This is a genomic window from Streptomyces sp. NPDC002076 (assembly GCF_053593835.1).
In genome coordinates this window covers 61290-83955 of sequence record NZ_JBSFDI010000005.1, presented here as the reverse complement: position 1 = coordinate 83955, position 22666 = coordinate 61290, and the positions used below count along the sequence as shown (strand labels likewise).

20 protein-coding genes are annotated in these 22666 nt (G+C 70.9%); 13 read left to right on the top strand and 7 right to left on the bottom strand.

Translation table 11 applies throughout. From position 1 onward, the window contains the following. Positions 1-178 precede the first annotated feature (178 nt). Positions 179-1657: a dihydrolipoyl dehydrogenase family protein gene (locus ACWCQS_RS12395; RefSeq protein WP_451004385.1), complete on the top strand. Its 1479-nt coding sequence runs from the start codon at positions 179-181 to the stop codon at positions 1655-1657. 541 nt (positions 1658-2198) lie between these two features. Here ACWCQS_RS12395 and ACWCQS_RS12390 read toward each other — a convergent pair. From ACWCQS_RS12390 to ACWCQS_RS12380, 3 genes are all read right to left on the bottom strand, one after another. Continuing rightward, positions 2199-2414, bottom strand: a complete 216-nt coding sequence (locus tag ACWCQS_RS12390; RefSeq protein WP_451004384.1) for a hypothetical protein — start codon at positions 2412-2414, stop codon at positions 2199-2201. A 117-nt stretch (positions 2415-2531) separates the two neighbouring features. Next, complete coding sequence (locus tag ACWCQS_RS12385; RefSeq protein WP_451004383.1) at positions 2532-2774, bottom strand: hypothetical protein; 243 nt, start codon at positions 2772-2774, stop codon at positions 2532-2534. A 186-nt stretch (positions 2775-2960) separates the two neighbouring features. Next, on the bottom strand, positions 2961-4115 hold the full coding sequence (locus ACWCQS_RS12380) for a Gfo/Idh/MocA family protein (RefSeq protein WP_451004382.1): 1155 nt from the start codon (positions 4113-4115) through the stop codon (positions 2961-2963). A 110-nt stretch (positions 4116-4225) separates the two neighbouring features. Between ACWCQS_RS12380 and ACWCQS_RS12375 the strand changes: the two genes are divergently transcribed. The 7 genes from ACWCQS_RS12375 to ACWCQS_RS12345 all read left to right on the top strand — a co-directional run bounded on the left by ACWCQS_RS12375 (position 4226) and on the right by ACWCQS_RS12345 (position 14834). Beyond that, complete coding sequence (locus tag ACWCQS_RS12375; protein ID WP_451004381.1) at positions 4226-5233, top strand: LacI family DNA-binding transcriptional regulator; 1008 nt, start codon at positions 4226-4228, stop codon at positions 5231-5233. Positions 5234-5291: 58 nt separating this feature from the next. Continuing rightward, complete coding sequence (locus tag ACWCQS_RS12370) at positions 5292-8117, top strand: SpoIIE family protein phosphatase (RefSeq protein WP_451004380.1); 2826 nt, start codon at positions 5292-5294, stop codon at positions 8115-8117. A gap of 409 nt (positions 8118-8526) precedes the next feature. Next, entirely contained in the window at positions 8527-9666 is a 1140-nt protein-coding gene (locus tag ACWCQS_RS12365) for an ABC transporter substrate-binding protein (RefSeq protein WP_451004379.1), read from the top strand. Positions 9667-9873: 207 nt separating this feature from the next. Beyond that, complete coding sequence (locus ACWCQS_RS12360; RefSeq protein WP_451004378.1) at positions 9874-10113, top strand: hypothetical protein; 240 nt, start codon at positions 9874-9876, stop codon at positions 10111-10113. Next, the gene (locus tag ACWCQS_RS12355; RefSeq protein ID WP_451004377.1) at positions 10110-12506 is read left to right on the top strand and encodes a glycoside hydrolase family 65 protein; all 2397 of its coding nucleotides are present in this window, start codon (positions 10110-10112) and stop codon (positions 12504-12506) included. Before ACWCQS_RS12360 ends, ACWCQS_RS12355 begins: the two co-directional genes overlap by 4 nt. Positions 12507-13103: 597 nt before the next feature. Further along, positions 13104-14246, top strand: a complete 1143-nt coding sequence (locus tag ACWCQS_RS12350; protein ID WP_451004376.1) for a sensor histidine kinase — start codon at positions 13104-13106, stop codon at positions 14244-14246. Between the two features lie 75 nt (positions 14247-14321). Continuing rightward, complete coding sequence (locus tag ACWCQS_RS12345; RefSeq protein ID WP_451004375.1) at positions 14322-14834, top strand: flavin reductase family protein; 513 nt, start codon at positions 14322-14324, stop codon at positions 14832-14834. A 78-nt stretch (positions 14835-14912) separates the two neighbouring features. On the opposite strand, the gene ACWCQS_RS12340 is transcribed toward ACWCQS_RS12345, so the two are convergent. After that, positions 14913-15845, bottom strand: coding sequence for an MBL fold metallo-hydrolase (locus ACWCQS_RS12340; protein ID WP_451004374.1), 933 nt, complete (start codon positions 15843-15845; stop codon positions 14913-14915). Between the two features lie 244 nt (positions 15846-16089). Here ACWCQS_RS12340 and ACWCQS_RS12335 point away from each other — a divergent pair, with 244 nt between their 5' ends. Beyond that, a complete protein-coding gene (locus ACWCQS_RS12335) occupies positions 16090-16701 on the top strand; it encodes a response regulator transcription factor (protein ID WP_451004720.1) in 612 nt (203 codons plus the stop codon). 154 nt (positions 16702-16855) lie between these two features. Then, on the top strand, positions 16856-17680 hold the full coding sequence (locus ACWCQS_RS12330; protein WP_451004373.1) for an AfsR/SARP family transcriptional regulator: 825 nt from the start codon (positions 16856-16858) through the stop codon (positions 17678-17680). A gap of 88 nt (positions 17681-17768) precedes the next feature. On the opposite strand, the gene ACWCQS_RS12325 is transcribed toward ACWCQS_RS12330, so the two are convergent. Genes ACWCQS_RS12325 through ACWCQS_RS12315 form a run of 3 tightly spaced genes read right to left on the bottom strand, consistent with a single transcriptional unit; the run spans position 17769 to position 19779 of the window. Further along, positions 17769-18491 (bottom strand): 4'-phosphopantetheinyl transferase family protein, encoded by a 723-nt coding sequence (locus ACWCQS_RS12325; RefSeq protein ID WP_451004372.1) that lies wholly within the window; start codon positions 18489-18491, stop codon positions 17769-17771. A gap of 11 nt (positions 18492-18502) precedes the next feature. Further along, a complete protein-coding gene (locus ACWCQS_RS12320; RefSeq protein WP_451004371.1) occupies positions 18503-19342 on the bottom strand; it encodes a hypothetical protein in 840 nt (279 codons plus the stop codon). Beyond that, entirely contained in the window at positions 19342-19779 is a 438-nt protein-coding gene (locus ACWCQS_RS12315; protein ID WP_451004370.1) for a nuclear transport factor 2 family protein, read from the bottom strand. The genes ACWCQS_RS12320 and ACWCQS_RS12315 overlap by 1 nt, the downstream gene beginning before the upstream one ends. A gap of 208 nt (positions 19780-19987) precedes the next feature. On the opposite strand from ACWCQS_RS12315, the gene ACWCQS_RS12310 reads away from it, so the two are divergent. From ACWCQS_RS12310 to ACWCQS_RS12300, 3 genes are all read left to right on the top strand, one after another. Continuing rightward, positions 19988-20773 (top strand): 3-oxoacyl-ACP reductase, encoded by a 786-nt coding sequence (locus tag ACWCQS_RS12310; RefSeq protein ID WP_451004369.1) that lies wholly within the window; start codon positions 19988-19990, stop codon positions 20771-20773. 118 nt (positions 20774-20891) lie between these two features. Continuing rightward, positions 20892-21755 carry a DUF6081 family protein gene (locus tag ACWCQS_RS12305; protein WP_451004368.1) on the top strand — a complete coding sequence of 288 codons (864 nt, stop codon included), beginning with the start codon at positions 20892-20894 and terminating at the stop codon, positions 21753-21755. A gap of 18 nt (positions 21756-21773) precedes the next feature. Beyond that, positions 21774-22604, top strand: coding sequence for a TIGR03619 family F420-dependent LLM class oxidoreductase (locus ACWCQS_RS12300; RefSeq protein WP_451004367.1), 831 nt, complete (start codon positions 21774-21776; stop codon positions 22602-22604). Positions 22605-22666: the final 62 nt, after the last annotated feature.

The window sequence follows — 22666 nt, the reverse complement described above, 5'->3', positions numbered from 1 at the left end:
TCGCGCGCAGCCGCGGGACCATCGACGAGACGCAGCTGAAAGCGGCCAGAGCCGTCGGCGTCACCAATGCCGAGATCGCCGAGGACGTGGGCCATCCCGCGCTGAACATTCTCACCAGCTACTTCAACGTTCTCGCCGACACCGACACCTCAGCAACGATCGTGATGTGAGGAAACTTATGAGCGAATCGCCCGAAGCCCAGGAAGTCAGCGCTTACGACGTGGTCGTGGTGGGCGCCGGTCCGGTCGGCCAGAACGTCGCCGACCGCGCCCGTGCCGCCGGCCTGTCCGTGGCCGTCGTGGAACGCGAACTCGTCGGCGGCGAATGCTCCTACTGGGCCTGCGTACCCAGCAAGGCGTTGCTGCGACCGGTCATCGCGGTCGCCGACGCGCGGCGCGTGGACGGCGCCCGGCAGGCCGTCACCGGCGCTCTCGACACCGACGGCGTCTTCGCCCGCCGCAACCGCTACGTCACCGACTGGGACGACTCCGGACAGGCGCGGTCGGTCAAATCCATCGGCGCCGATCTCTTCCGCGGCCACGGCCGCCTCGACGGCCCACGCCAGGTCACCGTCACCCGTGACGACGGCACACGCCAGACCCTCGCGGCCAGGCACGCGGTGGCCATCGCCACCGGCAGCCGACCGAGTTTCCCCGACATTCCGGGCATCGAGGAAGCCCGGCCCTGGACCAACCGGGACGGCACCGATTCCAGCACCGTGCCCGCCCGGCTCGCCGTCGTCGGGGGCGGCGGAGTCGGCGTCGAGATGGCCACCCTCTGGCAGGGTCTCGGTGCGCAGGTCACCCTGCTCGCCCGGCGGCGTCTGATTCCCCGCCTGGAGCCCTTCGCCGGCGAGCTGGTCGCCCAGAGTCTGGGCGAGGCGGGCACGGACGTGCGGATCGGCGTGCAGGTGACCGCTCTGCGCCGACCGGACTCCGAGGGCCCGGTCACCCTCACCCTCGACGACGGGAGCGAACTGGAGGCCGACGAGGTGCTGTTCGCCACCGGCCGCACACCTGCCACCGGCGACATCGGCCTGGACACCGTCGGCCTCACCCCCGGCTCCTGGCTGGACGTGGACACCACCTGCCTGGTCAAGGGTGTCGACGGCGACTGGCTCTACGCGCTCGGCGACGTCAACCACCGCGCCCTGCTCACCCACCAGGGCAAGTACCAGGCCAGGACCGCAGGCGACGCGATCGCCGCCCGCGCCACAGGCCGACCGTTGGACGACGCCCCGTGGGGCGACCACGCCACCACCGCCGACCAGCACGCCGTACCTCAGGTCTTCTTCACCGACCCCGAAGCGGCCGCGGTGGGCCTGACCGCCGAGCAGGCCGAACATGCCGGCCACCGCGTCAAGACCGTCGACCTCGACTTCAACGCCGCGCAGGGCGCCAACCTCTACGCCGACGGCTACCGGGGCCACGCCCGGCTGGTCGTCGACGTCGACCGGGAGATTCTGCTCGGCGCGACCTTCGTCGGCCCGGGCGTCAGCGAGCTCCTGCACTCGGCCACCATCGCGGTCGCCGGCGAGGTCCCGCTCAAGCGGCTCAGGCACGCGATCGCCTGCTTCCCGACCGTCAGCGAGATCTGGCTCTTCCTCCTCGCCGCCTACCAACGCGACCAGGAGACGTCAAAGACCGGCTCGGCATGATGCCGTCGCCTGCCGCACCCTCCTCGGCCTGGTCAAGCACATGGCGTTCTCGGACGCGAGGTACTTCGGCGAGATCTTCGGCCGGCCCTTCCCCCGACATTGTGCCCCGGTGGAACGATGAGGCCGCCTGGAAGGAAGAACACTGGGCCACCGAGCACGAGACACGCGAACCGTGGGAGACCAAGTACGCGATGATCGAGTGGGCCGCCAGAGCGGCCGACCCCGCCCACGGCCCTATGCCGTGAAGCGTTTTGCTGATCGCGCAGTTCGGGTGAGCGCAGCCCGGGCCTAGCAGCCCGGGCCTAGAGGTGTCCCGGTTCGCCGTCGGCGATGAACCGCATCAACGATGTCTCCAGCAACTCCAGAAACTGCAGCAGAACATCAGCCACCGGGAGCGAGGGCCACTTCGGCCAGCATGCGAGCCGTGGTCTGATCGTCGTGGTCGGCAGGCCGTACGTGATTGACGCCCGGGGGAAACCCGTGCCTGCGCTCGAGGCCGGCTCACGACGCTGGCGTCGCCTGCATCCAGCCGCTGCCGTGGTCAGCCGGTGCCGCGGTCCATGACGCGGCGGGCGGCCTCGGCCTCCGCGGCGGGCGGGGACAGCTCGTCGAGGGTGTCGAGCTCGTCATCGGACTCCAGTTCCCGTTCCCAGGCGGCTGCGAGCTGTTCCTGTTCCTGGCGCGGTTTGGCGCCGACTGCGTCCCTGTGCTCGGGGTCCAGGGCCGCCAGGAATCGTACGACCGGATCTGTGAGCATGCCGTGCTCCTTGTCGCATGGAGGGGTGCCACCCCTGTCCAGCATCGCTGAACGAGCCCGCGTTGTCCGCTCGACGTGCCCGGCACCCGCCCGCCCAGCGGTGGAACCCGCCGCCCGCTACTCGACGGCCGGGTCCTCCTGGCTGCGCTGCACGGCCTTCTGCACGGCCTGCTCAACCTCGTGCGGGCCGGCCCCGGTGGCTGCGGCGTGCGCGGTGATGGCCGCCTGTACGGCGTCGGACGCCTCGCGCCAGCGGCGCAGCTGAGCGTCGTACTCGTCACCGGTGAGGCCCGCGAGTTTCGCGCGCTCCTCCTCGGCGGTGCGTTCCAGCCTGATCAACTCATCGGGGACCTCTGCCACGGTCGGATCCTAGACGGCGAGTCCGACGCCTCCCCTGCCTCGCTTACCGCCCGATCGGGTGGAGCCGCCCCCGTCATCTGCCGGACGGCCGATCCGCTCCCGCGCCAGTCCGACCGGCATGGCTTCCTCGGCCGTGGTCACGGGAGCCCATGCCGCCGGCGCCGATGACCCCGACCCGTACGGTGCTCACGCCAGGCTCACCCACGCCCCCTGCCGGGCCGAGCGCTCCATCGCGTCCAGTGCCACTGCACTGGCCACGGCATCGCCGAGCGTGGTGCCGACCGCGGTTCCCTCGGCGATGGAGCGGAGGAAGCGGTAAGCCTCGATGACCTTCAGGTCGTCGTAGCCCATCGCATTGGCCGCGCCCGGCTGGAACGCGGCGAACTCGCCGGCGCCCGGGCCGACGTACACCGTGCTGACCGGCTGGTCCTGGTAGGTCGTGCCGCGGCTGACGGCGAGTTCGCCCATGCGGCGGAAGTCCCAGGAGACGGCGCCCTTCGTGCCGTGCACTTCGAAGCCGTAGTTGTTCTGCTCGCCGACCGAGACGCGACAGGCCTCCAGGACGCCGCGGGCGCCGGAGGCGAAGCGCAGCAGACAGTTGACGTAGTCCTCGTTCTCGACCGGCCCGAGTTCGCCGCCGGTGGCCAGGGTGTGCCCGGCGGTGGCGCCGGTCGGCCGAGCGCGTTCCGGGAGGAAGACCGCGGTGTCGGCGGTGAGCGAGGCGATGTCGCCGAGCAGGTACCGGGCCAGGTCGACGCCGTGCGAGGCGAGGTCGCCGAGCACCCCGCTGCCGCCGCGTGCCCGTTCGTAGCGCCAGGTCAGGGCGCCGTCCGGGTGCGCGGCGTAGTCGCTGAAGAGGCGGAAGCGGGCATGGGTGACCGCGCCGATCTCGCCGGAGGCGATCAGATCGCGGGCAGCCTCGACGGCGGGCGCGTTGCGGTAGTTGAAGCCGACGGTGCCCTGCACGCCGGCCTTGGCGACCGCGTCGGCGACCGCCCGGGCGTCGTCGGCGGTGAGTCCCACCGGCTTCTCGATCCAGATGTGCTTGCCGGCCTCGGCCATCGCGACGCCGATCTCGCGGTGCAGGAAGTTCGGGGCGGTGATGCTGACCGCATGGATGAGCGGATCGGCGGCCACCTCCCGCCAGTCGCGGGTCGCGGCGGCGAAGCCGTACAGCGCGGCCGCCTCCTCCGCCCGGCCCGGTACCTCGTCCGCGACGGCGAGCAGCTCCGGCCGCACGGACAGCTGGGGGAAGTGGTGCGGCAGGCGGGCGTAGGCCTGGGTGTGCACCCGCCCCATCCAGCCGAATCCCACGACGGCGACGCCGAGCGTATTCACCATGAGCGCCCTTCTTTGGACCGTTCCATAGCCAGGGCGATCACCATGGGTCCGGCTTCTGCCTGGTGTCAAGGGCCTTTACGGGAGCGGGTGGATTGTGGAACGGTCCAGTCATGAGCACTCCGACCATCCGTGACGTCGCCGAACGGGCCGGCGTGTCCAAGTCCCTGGTCTCGCTCGTGCTGCGCGGCTCGGAGGGAGTCCGGCCGGAGAAGCGGGAGGCCGTCCTCGCGGCGGTCGAAGCGCTCGGCTACCGGCCCAACGCGGCCGCGCGCAGCCTGAGCGAGCGGCGCACCCGCACGGTGGGGGTGCTGCTCAACGACATGCGCAACCCCTGGTTCGTGGAGCTGCTCGACGGGTTGAACGCACGGCTGTACGACGACGGCCTGCACATGCTGCTCGCCGACGGCCACCTCAACCGGCGCCTCGGCGAGGATCTCACCCGGACCTTCACCGAACTCCGCGTGGACGGCCTGATCGCCGTCGGCACGCTCCAGGACCCACAGGCCCTGCGCACCGCCGCCGGACTGGTCCCCACGGTCGTCGCCGGCGCCCGGGAACCGGTGCTGACCGGCGTGGACATCGTCGCCAACGACGACGAGCACGGAGCCCGCCTGGCCACCGAGCACCTCATCGGCCTAGGCCACCGGCACATCGCCCACATCGCCGGTCAGGGCGCGGTCGGCGACCTGCGCCGGCGCAGCTTCGAAGCCACCATGCGTGAGCACGGCCTGGCCGACACGGCGGTCGTGGAACAGGGCGACCTCACCGAAGAGGGCGGCTACCGGGCGACCGTCCGGCTCCTGAGCGGCCCGCGGCGCCCGACCGCCGTCTTCGCGGTCAACGACATGACCTGCGTCGGCGCGCTCTCCGCCGCCGAGGAGACCGGTCTGCGGGTACCACGGGACCTCTCCCTGGTCGGCTACGACAACACATACCTCTCCCGGCTGCGCCATCTGTGGCTGACCACCGTGGACAACGCCGGCCATGAGGTGGGCCGGCGCGCCGCCCAGCGGCTGCTCGACCGGATCGACGAGCCGCACCGCCCGAGCGAGGTCGACCTCGCCGTCCCGGTCCTCGAAGTGAGGGGCACGACGGCGCCACCGCTCGCCGGCGTCTGACGGCCATCGCCGTGAAGTCGCCTCGTTGTTGTGCGCCCAGAAACGATAGAAAGGTGACATGGGTGAAACTTCGGGTCGATCCGGGCGTGGTGCGCCTGACGCGTCCACGAGCACCCATGTGCCCGATCGGCCCCGTGGGCGGGGAGAGGCGTGGCGGTCGCTGCTGAGCGTGCGCAGCGTCGCCGGCCAGGTCTTCCTGCTGCAACTGGCGGTCGTGGTGCTCCTCGTCGCCGCCACCCTGTTGGCCCTCGTGGTGCAGGCTCAACGCGACAACATGGCGGACGCCCGGACCCGGACGCTCGCCACCGCGCAGACGTTCGCCAACTCCCCGGGGATCGCGGCGGCGCTGCAGAGCGCGCACCCGTCCGCGGAGCTGCAGCCGTATGCCGAGGCGGCCCGGAAGGCCGCGGGCGTCGACGCCATCATCGTGTACGGGCTCAACGGCGTCACCCTCACTCACAGCGACCCTCACCGCATCGGGAAACGCGTCATCGGGCCTTATGCGCAGGCGGCGAACGGCAAGCCGTTCACCAGCACCTTCCACGGGTCCCTGGGGCTCTCCGTGGTCTCGGCGGTCCCCGTCAAGGGGCCCGACGGCTCGGTCATCGCCATCGTCTCCGTGCCCGTCACGGTCGAGAAGGTGCAGCACAGGGTGAACCGGCAGCTGCCGGTACTCGTCGGCGGCGCCGCCGTGGCCCTCGCGGTCGCTGCGGGCGGGTCGGCCCTGGTGAGCCGCCGGTTGCGGCGGCAGACCCATGGCCTGGGGCCGGTGGAGATGACCCGGATGTACGAGCACCACGACGCGGTCCTGCACGCCGTGCGTGAAGGGGTGCTGATCGTCGGCGGTGACGGCCGGCTGCTGCTGGCCAACGACGAGGCGCGTCGGCTGCTGGACCTGCCGACGGACGCGGAGCAGCGGCACATCACCGAGCTGGGGCTGGAGGAGGATCTCGCCGCGCTGCTGGCCTCCGACCGCCCCGCGACCGACGAGGTGTACCTGGCGGGCGACCGGCTGCTCGCGGTCAACAAGCGGCTCACCGCGCCTCACGGTCCGGTCGCCAGCGTGGTGACGCTCCGGGACACCACAGAACTGCAGGCTCTCGCCGGCCGGGCGGAGGTGGCCCGCGAGCGGTTGAAGCTGCTCTACGAAGCCGGGCTGCAGATCGGCACCACGCTCGATGTCAGGCGCACAGCCGAGGAGCTGGCCGAGGTGGCGGTGCCCCGGTTCGCCGACATCGTCACCGTCGAACTGCTGGACCCCATCCTGCACGGCGAGGAGTCCTCCGACGCGACCGCCCGGATCACCGAACTGCGCCGCACCGCCGTCGCCGGTCCGGACGACGGGCAGCTCCTCCACCCCGTCGGCGAGCTGATCCGTTTCGTCCCGGACCACCCGATCTCCACGGCGCTGGCCGACGGGCGAACAGTGCTGGTCGGGGACCTGAGCGCCGCCCAAGGCTGGGTGGACCAGCACCCCGAACGTGCCCGGCAGATCCTCGACCACGGCATCCACTCCATGCTCGTGGTTCCGTTGCGAGCCCGCGGCGTGGTGCTGGGCGTGGTGGACTTCTGGCGTGCCGAGGGATCCCCGTCGTTCGAGGACGACGACATGTCCTTCGCCGAGGAGCTGGCCGCCCGGGCGGCGCTGAGCATCGACAACGCCCGCCGCTACACCCGCGAACACACCATGGCCGTCACCCTGCAGCACAGCCTGCTGCCACGCGGGCTGCCCGAACAGTCGGCCCTCGACGTGGCCTACCGCTACCTGCCGGCCCAGGCCGGGGTGGGCGGGGACTGGTTCGACGTCATCCCGCTGTCCGGCACCCGGGTGGCACTGGTCGTGGGCGATGTCGTCGGCCACGGTCTGCATGCCGCGGCGACCATGGGCCGGCTGCGCACCGCCGTGCACAACTTCTCCAGCCTGGACCTGCCCGCGGAGGAGCTGCTGAGCCGGCTGGACGAGCTGGTGGCCCAGATCGACGCCGAGGAGATCGCCGCGACGGAGGGCGGACAGGCGATGATCACCGGGGCGACCTGCCAGTACGCCGTCTACGACCCCACCTCCGGGCGGCTGGTCCTCGCCACCGCCGGCCATCCGGGACCCGCGGTGGTCCGGCCCGACGGGACCGTAGACTTCCCCCAGCCGCCCGTCTCCCCGCCCCTGGGGCTCAGCGCGGGCCTGCCGGTCGAGACCGCCGAGTTCACCGTGCCGGAGGGGTCCCGGCTGGTGCTCTTCACCGACGGACTGATCGAGGACCGCGGCCGGGACCTCGACGACGGTCTGGAGGCCCTGCGCGATGCCCTGTCAGGGCCCGAGCGCACGCCGGAGGCCACGTGCGCGGCGGTGATGGAGGCCATGCTGTCCGACCGGCCCAGGGACGACATCGCGCTCCTGGTGGCCCGCACGTGCCGGCTCGGGTCGGAGCAGGTCGCCGAGTGGGACGTGCCCCGTGACCCCGCGGCGGTGGCTCCGGTGCGCACCGCCTGCGCTCGCCGGCTGACGGAGTGGGGCCTGGAAGAGGTCGTCTTCACCGCCGAACTCATCCTCAGCGAGCTGATCACCAATGCCGTCCGCTACGGCAGCGAGCCCATCACCGTCCGGCTGCTGCGAACGGCGCCGGTCAGCCGCCCCGCCGCGGGCACCCTGATCTTCGAGGTCTCCGACGGCAGCAGCACCTCACCCCGGCTGCGCCGGGCGAAGGCCACCGACGAAGGCGGCCGCGGCCTCTTCCTGGTCGCCCAGTTCGCCGAACGCTGGGGGACCCGCTATACGCCCACCGGCAAGGTCATCTGGGCCGAACAGTCCCTCCACGGCGGCGCCACGCCGGAGGCGGAGGGACTAGGCGACATCCTGCTCGGCCAGTGGGACGATCTGGAGCTGTGAGACGACACGGCGGAGTGGGACGACACGGCAGAGTGAGGAGAGCGTGTACGTCCCGCCCGTTCCTCCGATGCCGGGCACGCCACGTGCCGGCACTGCGCGACTGGGGCCCAAGGGGTACGGAGGCCGCGTCCGGCCGGGGAACCACGCTGATCGCAGGCTTACCGGGCGGGATTCCGCCGTCGGGAGGGCCGGGTACCCTGGCCTCGATGCCCCGTTCGTCGACGCAGTAGACCCAAGGAAGCCGGAGAGGTCTCGGCGCACCGGAGTACTGCGACTCCCGCCCTTCCACGGCTTTCCGGACTCCACGAGCGCGCCGCGGCGGCACCGGGCGTTCCCTGGCGGTTCGACACCCCCTGTGACAAGCCCGGCTCCCTCGGCGACAACCGCGTTCCCCACCCCAGGAGCAGTCGTGACCACACTCCGTGCCCGAGCAGCGGTCGTCCTCGGCTGCTTCTCTGTCGTGGCACTGGGGCTGAGCGCCTGCGAGCACGCACCGACCACCACGATCGAGAAGCCGTCGAAGGCCACCTCCGCCGAGAACGCGGGCGGCATGCGCGCACTGATCGCCGCGGCGAAACGGGAGGGCACGCTCAGAGCGATCGCACTGCCGCGTGACTGGGCCAACTACGGCGGCCTGATCAACGGGTTCGAGAAGAAGTACGGGATCAAGGTCACGGTCAAGAATCCGCACGGCCACAGCGAGGACGAGGTCGACGCCCTGAAGAAGAGCGGGAAGCGGCCGACCGCCCCCGACGTGATCGACGTGGGCGATACGTTCGCGCGCAACGCGGCGGACCAGAATCTGCTCGCGCCGTACAAGGTCGCCGCCTACGACTCGATCCCCGACAACCAGAAGGATTCGAAGGCCCGCTGGTCCAACAACTACGGGGGCTACATCTCCATCGGCTGCGACGCCAACCGGGTCAAGAGCTGTCCGGAGACCTTCGCCGATCTGCTGAAGCCCGCGTACAAGGGCAAGGTCGCGCTCGAAGGCGACCCGCCCCGGTCGGCCACCGCCTTCGACAGCGTCTACGCCGCCGCGCTGGCGAACAACGGATCGTTCGACAACATCCAGCCCGGCCTCGACTTCTTCGCCAAGCTCAACAAGACCGGCAACTTCAACCCCCTCAACTCCACCACGGCGACGGTCGAGGACGGCCGTACCCCCATCAGCATCAACTGGGACTACATCAACCTCCAGTACGCCGACCAGCTCCGCCACAAGGGTGTCAACTGGCAGGTCGCGATCCCCTTCGACGGCAGCTTCGCCCAGTACTTCGCGATGGCGGTCAACAAGAACGCCCCGCACCCGGCGGCTGCCCGCCTGTGGCAGGAGTACCTGTTCAGCCCAGAGGGCCAGAACCTCCGGCTGCTCGGCTTCGCCCGCCCGGTGCTCATGGACGCCATGAGGCAGGACGGGACCCTCGACAAGGCCGCCGCCGCCCGCTTGCCGACGGTCGAGGGAACGCCCGAGTTCCCGACGGACGCGCAACTGGAAAAGGCGCGGAAGACGGTCGACCAGGGCTGGGCGAAGGCCATGTCCGGCTAGGCGCGCCACCGCCGCGCGCGTCTCGAACGCGGCCGAGCGGGTGCCTTCCGGCGTGCCGGACGGTGACCTGCCGTGCCCGTCCGCACGTGGCTTCTAGCCTCGGCGGCATGCTGGGGCTTCCTGCGCACGTCCGCGCCTGCCTGCTCGACCTGGACGGGGTGCTCACCCGGACCGCGAAGGTCCACGCGGCCGCCTGGCGCACGCGAGGTGCACCTGCCCGAGGACGCGCCGGAGGCGGACATGATGAACGGCCTGGGCAACCGCGAGAGCGAGCTGGTGCAGCGGCGGATCCGCGAGGAGGGGGTGGAACCCTACGACGGCTCGGGCCGGTTCGTGCACGCGGCGCGGGCAGCGGGCCTGCGCCGCGTGGCCCCGGAAGCGGCCCGAGGCTGGGAACGGATCCGGGACAGGGCGCGTGACCTGGCCGACCTTCTGGAGGAACGATGATCACCCATCCCAGCTTCACGGTCGAGCCGTGGTCGCTGCGCGAGACCGAGCTGAATCTCGATGTGCTCGCGCAGAGCGAATCGGTCTTCGCCCTCTCCAACGGGCACATCGGGTGGCGCGGAAACCTGGAGGAGGGAGAGCCGCACGGACTGCCCGGCGCCTACCTCAACGGCGTCCACGAACGGCATCCGCTGCCCTACGCCGAAGCGGGCTACGGATACCCCGAGTCCGGCCAGACCATGATCAACGTCACCGACGGCAAGATCTTCCGGCTGCTGGTCGACGACCACCCGTACGATCTGCGCTACGGCCGGCTGGTCGCCCACGAGCGCGTCCTGGACTTCCGCTCGGGCATTCTCAGCCGCACGGCACGGTGGACATCACCCGGCGGTCGCACGGTGCGGATCTCCTCGCGACGGCTGGTGTCCTTCACCCAGCGGGCGGTGGCCGCAGTGGTGTACGAGGTCGAGCCGGTCGACGGGCCGACCACGGTCGCCGTGCAGTCCGAGCTCGTCGCCAACGCGCAGCTGCCGCGCTTCGAAGGCGATCCGCGCGTGGCCGCGGCGATCGGGTCACCCCTGGTGGCCGAGGAGTCCTTCGCGCAGGACACCCGGCTGCGGCTGGTGCACTGCACCGACCGCAGCGCGCTGCGGGTGGGGGCAGCAGCCGACCACCTCGTCGAAGGGCCGGAGACCACCCGCTGGACGGCGCAGTGCGAGCCCGACGTCAGCCGTCTGACGGTGACCGCGGATCTGGTGCCCGGGCAACCGCTCCGGCTGGTCAAGTTCGTGGCCTACGGCTGGTCGGGCGAACGATCGCTGCCGGCCGTGCACGATCAGGTGGACGCGGCGGTGGCGGCCGCGGTCAGCACCGGCTGGGACGGGCTGGCCGCGGCACAGCGGGCGTACCTGGACCGCTTCTGGGCCGGCGCGGACGTCGAGGTCGAGGGCAGCCAGCGCATCCAGCAGGCGGTGCGGTTCGCCCTCTTCCATGTGCTCCAGGCGGCGGCCCGCGGTGAGAACCGCGCGATTCCCGCCAAGGGCCTGACCGGAACCGGGTACGACGGACACTGTTTCTGGGACACCGAGTCCTATGTGCTGCCCGTGCTGACCTACAGCGCTCCGGAGGCCGTGGCATCGGCGCTGAGGGCGCGGCACCGGATGCTGCCGGCGGCGCGGGAACGCGCGCGTCAGCTGGGGCTCGCGGGAGCGGCGTTCCCCTGGCGCACGATCGACGGTGCCGAGTGTTCCGCCTACTGGCCGGCCGGGACGGCCGCCTTCCACGTCAACGCCGCCGTCGCGATGGCCGCCGACCGGTACGTCATGGTGACCGGCGACGAGGACTTCGAACGCGATGAGGGAATCGAGATCCTCGTGGACACCGCCCGGTTGTGGCGCTCGCTCGGACACCACGACGTGGAAGGCGTCTTCCACATCGACGGGGTCACGGGACCCGACGAGTACAGCGCGATCGTCCGCGACAACCTGTACACCAACCTGATGGCCCGGCAGAACCTGGTCTCGGCCGCGAATGCCGCAGGGCGCCATCCGGAACGCGCCGCGGAACTCGGTGTCGACGACGAGGAGACCGCGGCGTGGCGGGACGCCGCGGCCCGCATGGCGGTGCCGTACAACGACTCGCTCGGTGTGCACGAGCAGTCGGCCGGTTTCACGAGTTTCCAGCGCTGGGACTTCGACGCGACCCCGCCCGAGAACTACCCGCTCCTGCTGCACTATCCGTACTTCGACCTGTATCGCAAGCAGGTGGTGAAGCAGGCCGACGTGGTGCTGGCGATGGTGGAGTGCCCGCATGCCTTCTCCGATGAGCAGAAGGCACGCAACTTCGCCTACTACGAGGCGCTGACCGTTCGTGACTCCTCCCTGTCGGCGTGCTTCCAGGCGGTGCTCGCCGCCGAGACCGGGCATCTGCGCCTGGCCTACGCCTACCTCGGCGAGGCCGCGCTGATGGACCTGGACGATCTGGAGCACAACACCCGTGACGGGCTCCACATCGCCTCCCTCGCCGGGACATGGATCGCGCTGGTCGGCGGGTTCGGCGGCCTGCGCCGGTACGCCGGCGACGACGGCAGCCAGGAACTGCTGGCGTTCTCACCGCGCCTGCCGGAGGAGCTGTCCAGGGTGGCGTTCACGCTGCTGGTACGAGGATGCAGGCTGAAGGTGGACATCGGTCCGTCCCAAGTGCGGTACCGCCTGGTGGACGGCGAATCGCTGGTCGTGCTGCATCACGGAGAGCCGATCACCCTGACCGCCGGCGCCCCGGTGGACCGCCGGGTACCGCCCGCACCCGTGCGCCCCGAACCACAACAACCGCCCAGCCGCCGCCCGGTGGGCCTGCCCGTCGAGGAGGAGGACCGGGCGGCGACACAGGAGTAGAGCGCACAAGAGGCGACCGGCCTGTCGGGCCGCGCTCGCTGTGCAGGACGGGCATTGGCCGGGAGCAGCCCTGCGGGGCTCGTGGTCGGCTTCGGCGCGGGAGTGACAAGTCTCACCCCGGGCATGGTTGCGATCGCCGCCCCGGGTTCAGAACTCGCTCCGGACGCCCACCGGACGCCTGGGCCGACCGCGCCTTCGCGCTGGCCACCGGGGGTTCGGCAGCGGTGCGCGAGAACCGGTACGGCCCTGCTCGGCGGGACCATGTGACCGGCCCGCGAGGGCAACGTCGGCATGGCGATACACGTCCAACGCGTGGCCGTAACTCTCCTTGTCTAAGGTTGCCGCCGTCTGCACAGGCAACGCACAGGAAGACTGCCGAGCAACGGGGGAGGCGTATTCCGTATGGACGGCCGCTCCACTGCCAGCCCACCACGTCGTATCGACATCCCACACAACCCGTCCGACTCTCGGGGCGCGCAACCGCTGTGGCTGGAGCGGTATTTCGGGCCTGGGAGAGGCCATGAGGACGGGGGAGCGGCGGAGTTCGGGGGGAGTGACACGCCGGGCGCCCTGCCCACCCCGCGGACGGCGCGCATCGTGCTGCGGCTGACCCTGTTCGCCCATCTGCTGATCACCACGCTGAACATGCTCCGCGACCTGCGCGGTGCGCCCGTCGAACTCTGCGGGTTCCTCGACCTGTGCGCGGTCTTCCTCGTGCAGCTGGTCCACAGCACTCCGGCAACACAGCGGGCTCCCGCCTGGCGCAAGGGCCTGTCGCTGGGTGCGCAGGCGGTCCTGACCTATATGCCGCTCCTCGCCTGGCACGCCGAGTGGGGTGCCATGGCCGGCTTTCTCAGCGGCTCCGTTCTGCTGCTCCTGCCCGCGGTGTTCGCGTGGGCCGTCTTCGCCGTGATCGGGGCGAGCATGGTGGTCTGTGCGCTGACGGGCGGTCTGGGGCTGGACACCGCCGTGTACTTGGGTGGTTCGACCATGCTCACCGGACTGGTCGTGTACGGGCTGTCGTGGCTCGCCCAGCTGGTCGCCAGGATCCACGCCGCACGCGAGCAGCTGGCGGCTTTCGAGGTGGCGAACGAACGCATGCGCTTCGCCCACGATCTGCACGATCTGCTCGGGTACAGCCTGTGCGCCATCACCGTGAAGGGAGAACTGATCCGCCGGATCATGCAGGGAGACCCCGAGCGCGCGTCGCAGGAGGTCTCCTCGATCGTCACGATCTCGCGGCAGTCGATCGCCGATATGCGGGCGGTGGCGCGGGGATACCCGGAGATGCGGCTCCGGCACGAGGCCGACTCGGTGGCGTCCCTGCTCGCCGCGGCCGATGTGAAGGTCACGGTCGACATCGAACTGGGTGAGCTGCCGGACGCGGTGGACACGGCCCTGGCTACGGTGCTGCGCGAGGGCGTGGCCAACATGCTGCGGCACAGCGACGCCCGTCAGTGCGTCATCCATGGGGCCGAGTGCGACGGCGCGGTCGAATTGTGCGTGGCGAACGACGGCGTGGAGCCCGGCAGGCACGGGACCGGCCACGACGGCAGAGGCGGGCTGGGCAGCCTGGTCCAGCGGGTCAGCGCCGTGGGCGGCACGCTCACCGCAGGTGTCCATAACGGTTCCTGGTTCTGCCTGCGGGTGGTCGTGCCCCGGCCGACGCGCACATCCCTCGACCCCGGTTCCACCGGACCTCCAGCCCGCCGGACGACTCTGAAGCCGAACGAAGCCTGATCCGTTTCGCGCGCTCCGCGAAGCACGTTTCGGTGATTCAGCTGAGGGCCCGACCGACAGTGGCGGTGAGAGGGAATGGCGGTAGACACAAACCGTTTCCGGGAATTCTTCGGATCGTTTCCGACTTCGGTTGCGATTGTCACGGCTTTGGACGAGAGAAGTGAGCCGCGCGGTTTCACCTGCAACGCGCTGACAGCGGTGTCGGCGGAACCGCCGTTGCTGTCGGTTTGTGTGGACAAGCGCTCTCAGACGCTGCCGGCACTCGCCCATTCCGGAGCGTTTGTGGTGCATGTGCTCGCCGAAGGCGCCCAGGAAGCCTCGGAGGTGTTCGCGGGGAAGTCCGAGGGCAAGTTCGCCGGACGCAGTTGGAGGCCGTCGTCCGTGGCACAGGGCGCCCCGGTGCTGGCGGACATCGCGCTGGCGTACGCCGAGTGCACCGTGGTACAGCGGGTCGAGGCGGGTGACCACTGGATCTACATCGCACGGGTGGAGGGCGCGGAGGCCTTCCCGCGTCGGCCTCTGCTGTATCACCAGCGGCACTACAGCGTCTGGTCACCGGTCGGGCGGCTCACCGCCGCCGTCCGCTGAGCGGCGCTCGGGGACGGGCGACGGGCCGGCCGTCCCCGAGGTTTGCCGGGCCGCGTGCGAGCCTCGCCGGCCATCCCCTCAGGCCCGGCAGACCGGCAGTCCGCCGTGGTGCTCGATCATCTCCCCGAAGAGCGCCCCGATGTCCATCGGGGCCCCGGGGGGCAGACCTCGCTCCTCCGCGTACGCGCGATGCAGGTTGGGCACCAGCCGCTCGGAGTCGAGCAGTGCGGCGTACTCGCCCAGATCGGTCTCCCTGGCCACCTCCAGCGGTGTGAGTCCGGCTGCGATCCCCTCCCGTGCCAGGCGCCGCACCCACAGCAGATAGCCCTCGGCGATGTCGAGGACCTCTGGCCCGGCCACCGGGCCGTGCCCGGTCACCAGGACCCGCGCGCCGAACTCCCGCAGCCGGGCGATCCCGGCGAGCGAGCCGGACAGCGAGCCCATCGGGAAGAACGGGGTGACACCGGACATCACGAGGTCCCCGGTGAACAGCACCCGCTGTCGCGGCAGCCAGACCACGGTGTCGTTCGTGGTGTGGGCAGGACCCACATGCACCAGCTGCGCCTCGATGTCACCGATATGAACGGTGAGTGCCTCCCGGTAGGTGACGGACGGCGGTTCGAGGATCAACTCGCCCCAGCGGACGTCCGGCCACAGCGTGGTCAGATGCAGCCCGGCCGTCGCCATCTCGGTGCGGCACAACGCATGCCCCACGACGACCGCCTCCGGGGTGAAGACGAAGTTCCCGAAGGCGTGATCGCCGTGGAAATGGGTGTTGACCACGACGCGCGGGGCATGCGGCGTCAGCGCCGTCGCGGCATCCCGCAGCAGCAGCGCGCGGGCTTGTGTGGCGGCCGTGTCCACCAGCGCGGTGCTGCCGTCCGCGACGATGATCCCGGCGTTGTTCAGGCACCAGCCGCCGTCCGGCTGGACATGGGCGAAGACGCCGTCGGCGACCTCCTCGGTCCGGGGCGGTGCGATGGGTCCGTGCGCGGTATTCGTGCTGCTCACCAGGCCTCCCGACGCTGTCGTCCGGCCGCGGACCGGCCGCGGCGCTGGATTCACCGTGCAGATCGCCGATCGAGGCCGGGTCGAGGGGGACCGGAACAGCGGTGTGGCAAAGGGATCTGACGCCTTGTCCGGTATCGGGAACACAGGTCCGGCCGGGCGTTGATTTGTTAACGTTTGGCTGTACCCAAGTTCGGTCAACTGGCTTGATCCTGTGGGGACTTGAGGAGCAGTGCAACGGGGGGGAATATTGATCAGGATTTTGCTTGCCGAGGACATGCGCATGCTTCGCGATGCGCTTGAGGCGTTACTCAGTCTCGAGAGCGACCTCGATGTGGTCGTCACGGTCGAGCGGGGCGACCAGATCGTGCCCGCGGCGGTGGAACACCGCGTGGACGTGGCGGTCATCGACGTCAATCTGCCGGGTCAGGACGGGTTGTCCGCGGTCGAGGATCTGCGCAGGCGGCTGCCGAGTTGCCGGCCGCTGATCCTCACGGGCATCGATCACGTCGGCCTGCTGCGCAGGGCGCTGGCGCTGCAGGTGCCCGGCTACCTCCTCAAGGAGGCACCGCCCGAGGAGCTCGCCGAGGCGATCCGGCGGGTGGCGGACGGCCAGCGCGTGATCGATCCGCAACTGGCACTGTCGGCCTGGGACGCCAAGGATCGCCCGCTCACCGAACGCGAACGGGAAGTGCTGAGCGTCGCCGCGGAGGGCGCGGATGTGGCAGAAATCGCTTCCCGGTTGCATCTGTCGGCCGGCACGGTCCGCAATTATCTGACGTCGGCGGTGACCAAGATGAGTGCGCGCAATCGCGTGGACGCCATTCGCATAGCACGGGAATCCGGCTGGATTCTGTAACCCGCGGGTGATGTTCGTCATGTGGATTCTTCACGTCGGTTCTGATGACGACTGCACTGGGCCCGATCGCCCTGCGAGTGAAACTCTGTTGCTCGGTGAATTCGAGCCCCTGGGCGAGCCTCGTGCAGGGGCACACCAGGCAGGGGGATTCAGGGTGGAGATCAAGGTTCTCGGTCCGCTGGAGGTCCTGGAGAACGGCGTATCGGTGGCACCCAGCGCATGCAAGCCGCGCCAGGTGCTCGCACTGCTCGCTCTGCGCGCAGGCCGCGTGGTGCCGGTACCCACGCTCATGGAGGAGATCTGGGGCGAGCGCATTCCGCAGAGTGCCGTCACCACACTGCAGACGTACATCCTGCAGTTGCGGCGCAAGCTGTCCGCCGCACACGAGAGCACCGGTGGTGACCGCTCCAGCAAGGACATACTCGCCACCAGCTACGGCGGTTACCTGCTGTCACCCGACGGCGCCGGCTCCGACGTCGTCGAGTTCGAGCAGCTCGCGGCCCGCGGTACGAACGCACTGGAGAGCGGTGACGCCCGCCAGGCCTCGACGCTGCTGGCCAGGGCCCTCGGGCTGTGGCGCGGTCCGGCGCTGGTCGACGTCCAGGCCGGGCATGTCCTCGGCCTGGAGGTGCAGGGTCTGGAGGAGGCGCGCATGCAGGTGCTGAGCCAGCGCATAGAGGCGGACCTCAGGCTCGGCCGCCATGCCGTGCTCCTGCGCGAGCTGCGCGTGCTCGTCGCCCAGCATCCGCTGCACGAGACCCTGTGCGGGCAGTTCATGCTCGCCCTGTACCGGTCGGGCAGCGCCTGGCGCGCCCTGGGGGCCTACCAGCACCTGCGCCGGACACTCGCCGAGGAACTGGGCATCGAGCCGTCCCGGCAGCTGCAGCGCCTGCACCAGGCGATGCTGACGGGCGATCCGGCGCTGACCCCCGAACCGGCGCCCCTCGTGGAGAGCTTCGTCCTGGCTTCCTCCTGGTGAACGAGGAATTCCTACGGCTCGTGCCCCGCCTTCGCCGGACGGTCCTGCGGGTGGAAGCCTGCTGCGCGGCCGATCAGCCGGTGTGCTCCTAGGCAGCGCGGCAGACGGCCACGGCGAGGACGGCGTGGTGCGGCAGCGCATGCGTGCCGAACCACCAGCCCTCTGCGGCGGCCGGCGTGCCGTCGGCGTGCCGCAGCGTCGGCGGCACGCCGTCCCGCGCCGGCACCGGCGCGAAGCCGAACTCCCGGAACGGCAGCCGCAGTCCGAGGCCCATGGCCTTGCTGTACGCCTCCTTGAGCGTCCACAGCCGGATCAGTGCGGCACGGCGCTCCTCGTCCGGCAGCCGTGCCAGGGCGGTGCGTTCGTGCGCGGTGCAGAACTCCCGTGCCAGCGCGTCGGCATGGACGGTGCGGCTGTCGAGTTCCGCGTCCACCCCGATCGGCCCCACTCGGCTGATGCCGACGACGAGCAGATCACCGGTGTGACTGAGGCTGACGGACATCCGCTCGGCACCCCGCAGATACGGACGGCCGCTCGGCGTCCGGGCCACCTCCAGCACGTCCTCGTCCGTCCCCGTGGCCACCGCGACCGCGCGTCTGAGCAGGGTCCTTGCCGCGAAGGAACGGCGTGCTGCCCGTCCCGACAGCCCGCGGTGGCCGGCCGGTCCGCTCCCGGGCATGCACTCCGGGACCGGACCGGCGGCCGGTTCGGGGTGCCAGTCCGCCACGTATGCCCGGACCACGGCCCAGCCGGTGGTCTCCAGGGACTCCCGGAGCTCCTGCCCCCAGCCGCTGCCGGAGGCCACGGCCACGGCCGGCACGGTCACAGCGGTGTCCCGTGCGGGTCGAATCGGCGGCCCTGGGCACACCGCTCCAGCACCTCCGCCGTCGCCGCCCCGGCGACTTCCGGAGCCGTCGCCCGTACCGGGGCGGCACCGAGCCGTGCCGAGGTCCGCAGCAGGACCCCGCTCAGCCAGGCCGGGTCGGCGAGGAACGCCGAGGGCTCCTCCGCGCGGGCCGCCAGCCACACCTCCGCGCACACCGCCGCCGCCGCGAGCAGCGCGCGGCGCTCGGCGAGAGCCCGCTGCGGTGTCCGCCGGACGACCACTGCGGGACGGGACCGCTCGAATACCTCGCCGTGGATCGAGGCGAGTTCCTCCAGGAACACTCCCGCCGCCGACCGCAGCCAGGCCGTGCCCGGTTCACGGCCCGTGACCGAGCGCAGCCCGGCGAGAGCGGCACCGAGACGGTCCCCGTCGAGGCGGTCGGGCCGCTCTTCCGACGGGACCAGCGCCAACTCGCTGTCGAGAGCGCGCAGTTGCTCACGGCCGACAGTCGTGTGCCCGCCGGGGCCGGTGGGTACGTGTGGTCCGAAGTAGAGGCCCAGTTCCTCCGCGCTCTGCCGCAGCAGCAGCGGCACCAGGCAGGCCGCCGCTGCGGGCTGTGGGGCGTTGAGCAGGCAGTGACAGCACAGCACGTCGAGGAAGACACCGCCCAGCGTCCGGCGTGCGGAGCGGCTGCCGAGCGGCCGGACGCCGGTCCGCCGTACCGCCGCGGTCGCCACCGCACAGCGCAGCGCGGTCTCCAGCCTCCCGAGGGCTGCCGTCAGTGGCCGTATCCGAGTGGCCGGCGCCGGCGGCCGTACCAGAACGTCCGGCCGCATCAGAACATCTGGTCGTGCGTCACCAGCCGGGACCGGGTGAGCACCTGGTCACCGGCGACCTCCAGCACGTCGTGCACGACGCAGCTCGGGGCGATCTCCGGCTTGCCGCCGGGGCGGACGGTGACGACCAGCGCGTACACGGTGGAGCGTATGGACCCGTCGGACTGCGGTTCCAGAGCGATGTGGTTGAACCAGTGCCGGCGTCGCACCGGATCGTTCTCGAAACGCTTGTGGAACTCCATCAGCTCGCGCACGATCCCGGGCCGGGTCCTCGCGGGTTCCGCGCCGGGGGAGTGCTGGAAGGTGCCGTCCTCGGTGAAGGTCGCCGCGTAGTCCTCGAAACGGAGGCCGTCCAGCGCCTGCATCTGATGGGCGTAGAAGTGCTGCACCTGCGCGTACAGGTCGGTCAGGGTGCGGGCGGTCACGGTCGTGGTCATGGCTTCCTCCGGCACGGGCGATGGACGGCCGGGGCCCGGTGGTGCCCCGGCGCACGGGCACAGTGACCGAGCCCGCTCGAGAAGGACTCGACCTGCGGATGTTCCAGCTGGCGGGGCTGTCCAGCGTCGTTCCACCGAGCCTCTAGAGACAGTCGGAAGTCTCGGCGCTGCCGTCGCGCGACAGGCCAGGTTCGGTGAGGGAGGAAGCATGGCGGAGGCAGTCAAGCCGGTGTCGCTGGTCACCGGTGCCACGAGCGGGATCGGTCTCGAGGTGGCCAGGCGGCTGGCCGGGCTCGGTGCCCGGGTCTATCTGTGCGCCCGCCGCGGCGAGGAGCTGGCGGCCACCGTGAAGTCCCTGCAGGACGAGGGGCTCGACGTCGACGGCAGCGCCTGCGACGTGGCGGAACCGGAGCAGATCCGCGCCTATGTCCGGGCCGCCGTGGACCGCTTCGGCCCGGTGGACATCCTGGTCAACAACGCCGGCCGGAGCGGCGGCGGGGCGACCGCTGAGATTGCCGACGACCTCTGGTTCGACGTGATCAACACCAATCTGAACAGCGTGTTCCTGATGACGAAGGAAGTCCTCAACGCCGGCGGAATGCTGGCCAAGGACCGGGGACGGATCATCAACATCGCCTCCACCGGAGGCAAGCAGGGCGTGGTGCACGCCGCGCCGTACTCGGCGTCCAAGCACGGAGTGGTCGGTTTCACCAAGGCGCTCGGTCTGGAGCTCGCCCGGACGGGGATCACGGTCAACGCGGTGTGCCCGGGCTTCGTCGAGACCCCCATGGCCGAACGGGTGCGCGAGCACTACGCGGGGATCTGGGGAGTTTCCGAGCAGGAGGCGCACGACCGCATCACCACACGGGTGCCGATGGGCCGGTACGTGGAGACCCGCGAGGTCGCGGCCATGGTCGAGTACCTGGTCAGCGACGACGCCGCGGCCGTCACCGCCCAGGCCCTGAACGTGTGCGGCGGTCTGGGCAACTACTGAGACCGCCGAGCGGTCGCGACCGCGTCGGCCACGTCGCCGGCCGGGGCCGCACCGGTCACGTCAGCGGCCTCGTCGGCCGGCTCCCTCCCGTATCCCGACGCTCAGTTCTGGAGGCATCATGACCACGCAGCACGAGGCGACGCCGTCCGCCCCACCCGGGCTGCTGTTCCACGACGACTTCCGCGAGGGCCTGCGCCACGACGGCCCTGAGGCGCGCTGGCAGCTGCGTGCGGTGGAGGACATGCCCGCAGGAGACGGGCTGATCAGCACCTCCGCCGAGGGACTCGTGGTGCTCCCCACCGGGCGCAACGAGACCACCGGGGAGCCCGCGTTCGCCCGGCCCGAGGACCCCGGGGCGACCACCGAGTTCCTGCGCTGGGCCGCGTTCGTCGACCGCAGCACGGAGGACGGCGGCTTCGGATTCGCCACCCGCCCCGGCGAAGTACTCACCGCCACCACGGAGTTCGCGGTCCGCACCTACGGCACCGCCGCCCACCCCCTCGGCGACGCGGTCACCGACCACGACGCCGACATGCGGCTCGGCGCCGGCGCCCTGATCTGCATAGACCGCGCCACGGGCATGGTCTTCGACTTCGTGCTCACCAACACCGCCGTGCTCGCCCTCTACGAACGCCTGCCGAGGCCCGACGCCGAACACGCCACGTTCTCGTACGCCGTGCCAGTCGGCACCCGCGAGCCCGACCGCTTCCACACCTGCTCGGTGGAGCTGGACGCAGACGCGGGCGTGGTGCGCTGGATCCTCGACGGCGAGGAAGTGCTCACCGTCGACAAGATCGGTCACAAGGTGCTCGACGCCTCCCGGCTGATCTGGCAGAGCGAGGGTGAGGAGCGCACCGCCACCCCTCGCCAGCTCAACTTCGGGCTCTCCACCTTCACCGGCAAGGTCTGGGGCCAGGGAGTCCGACTCGCCGCACGCCGGCTGACCATCGCCTCGGTGCCCGGCCCGCGCACAAGCGACTGACAGGAGAGATCGACCATCATGCGGTTGCACACCTACATCCCCAGCGAGACCCCCGGACAGGACGCCGTCGAGGCGGCGGACGTCGCCGTGCACGCCGAACGCCTGGGCTACCACGGCGTCTGGCTCCCGGACCATCCCCTGCCCTACTACGAGTACCGGGACTTCTACGGCGGTGTCTGGGAACCGCTGGTCATGCTCGCGAACATCGCCGCCCGCACCACCACCGTACGGCTCGGCAGCGGCGTCCTGGTCGCGGCGATGCGCAATCCCTTCGCCGTGGCCAAGCAGGCCGCGACCATCGACCGGCTCTCCCACGGACGGCTCGACCTTGGCATCGGCGTCGGCATCGTGCTCAAGGAGTTCCAGAACATGGGCGCCGACTTCCACACCCGTGGCGCGCGCACCGACGAGATCATCCGGCTGATCCGCCATCTGTTCACGGAAGGCCGGGGCCCCTTCGACGGGACGCACTACCCGCTGGGCGAGGAAGCCGTCTTCGCCCCCAAGCCGGTCCAGCCGGAGGTGCCCATCTGGATCGGCGGCCGCACCGAGGCCGCCTGGAAGCGGGCCGCGCGCACCGGCGACGCCTGGCTGTGCGCGATGACCGAGCCCGACGTCTTCGCCGCCAACCTCACCCGGATGCGCGACCTCACGGACCGCAAGGTCCTGGCGGGCGCCCGGATCCAGTTCTCCGCCGCCGAAGCCTCCTTCGAGCGGGCCGTCGAGGAGATCGAGGCGTGGAAGGCAGCCGGCACCGACGACCTGGTCGTCTGGTTCGGCGCCCCCGACGGCTATGTGGACCGCATGACCATGTTCGCCGAGGCCCTGGCCAAGACGCAGGACGCCTGACCACACCGTGGACCGGGCCCGCCCGCCCCACGACGGAGGCGCACATGCCCCCGACACAGGCG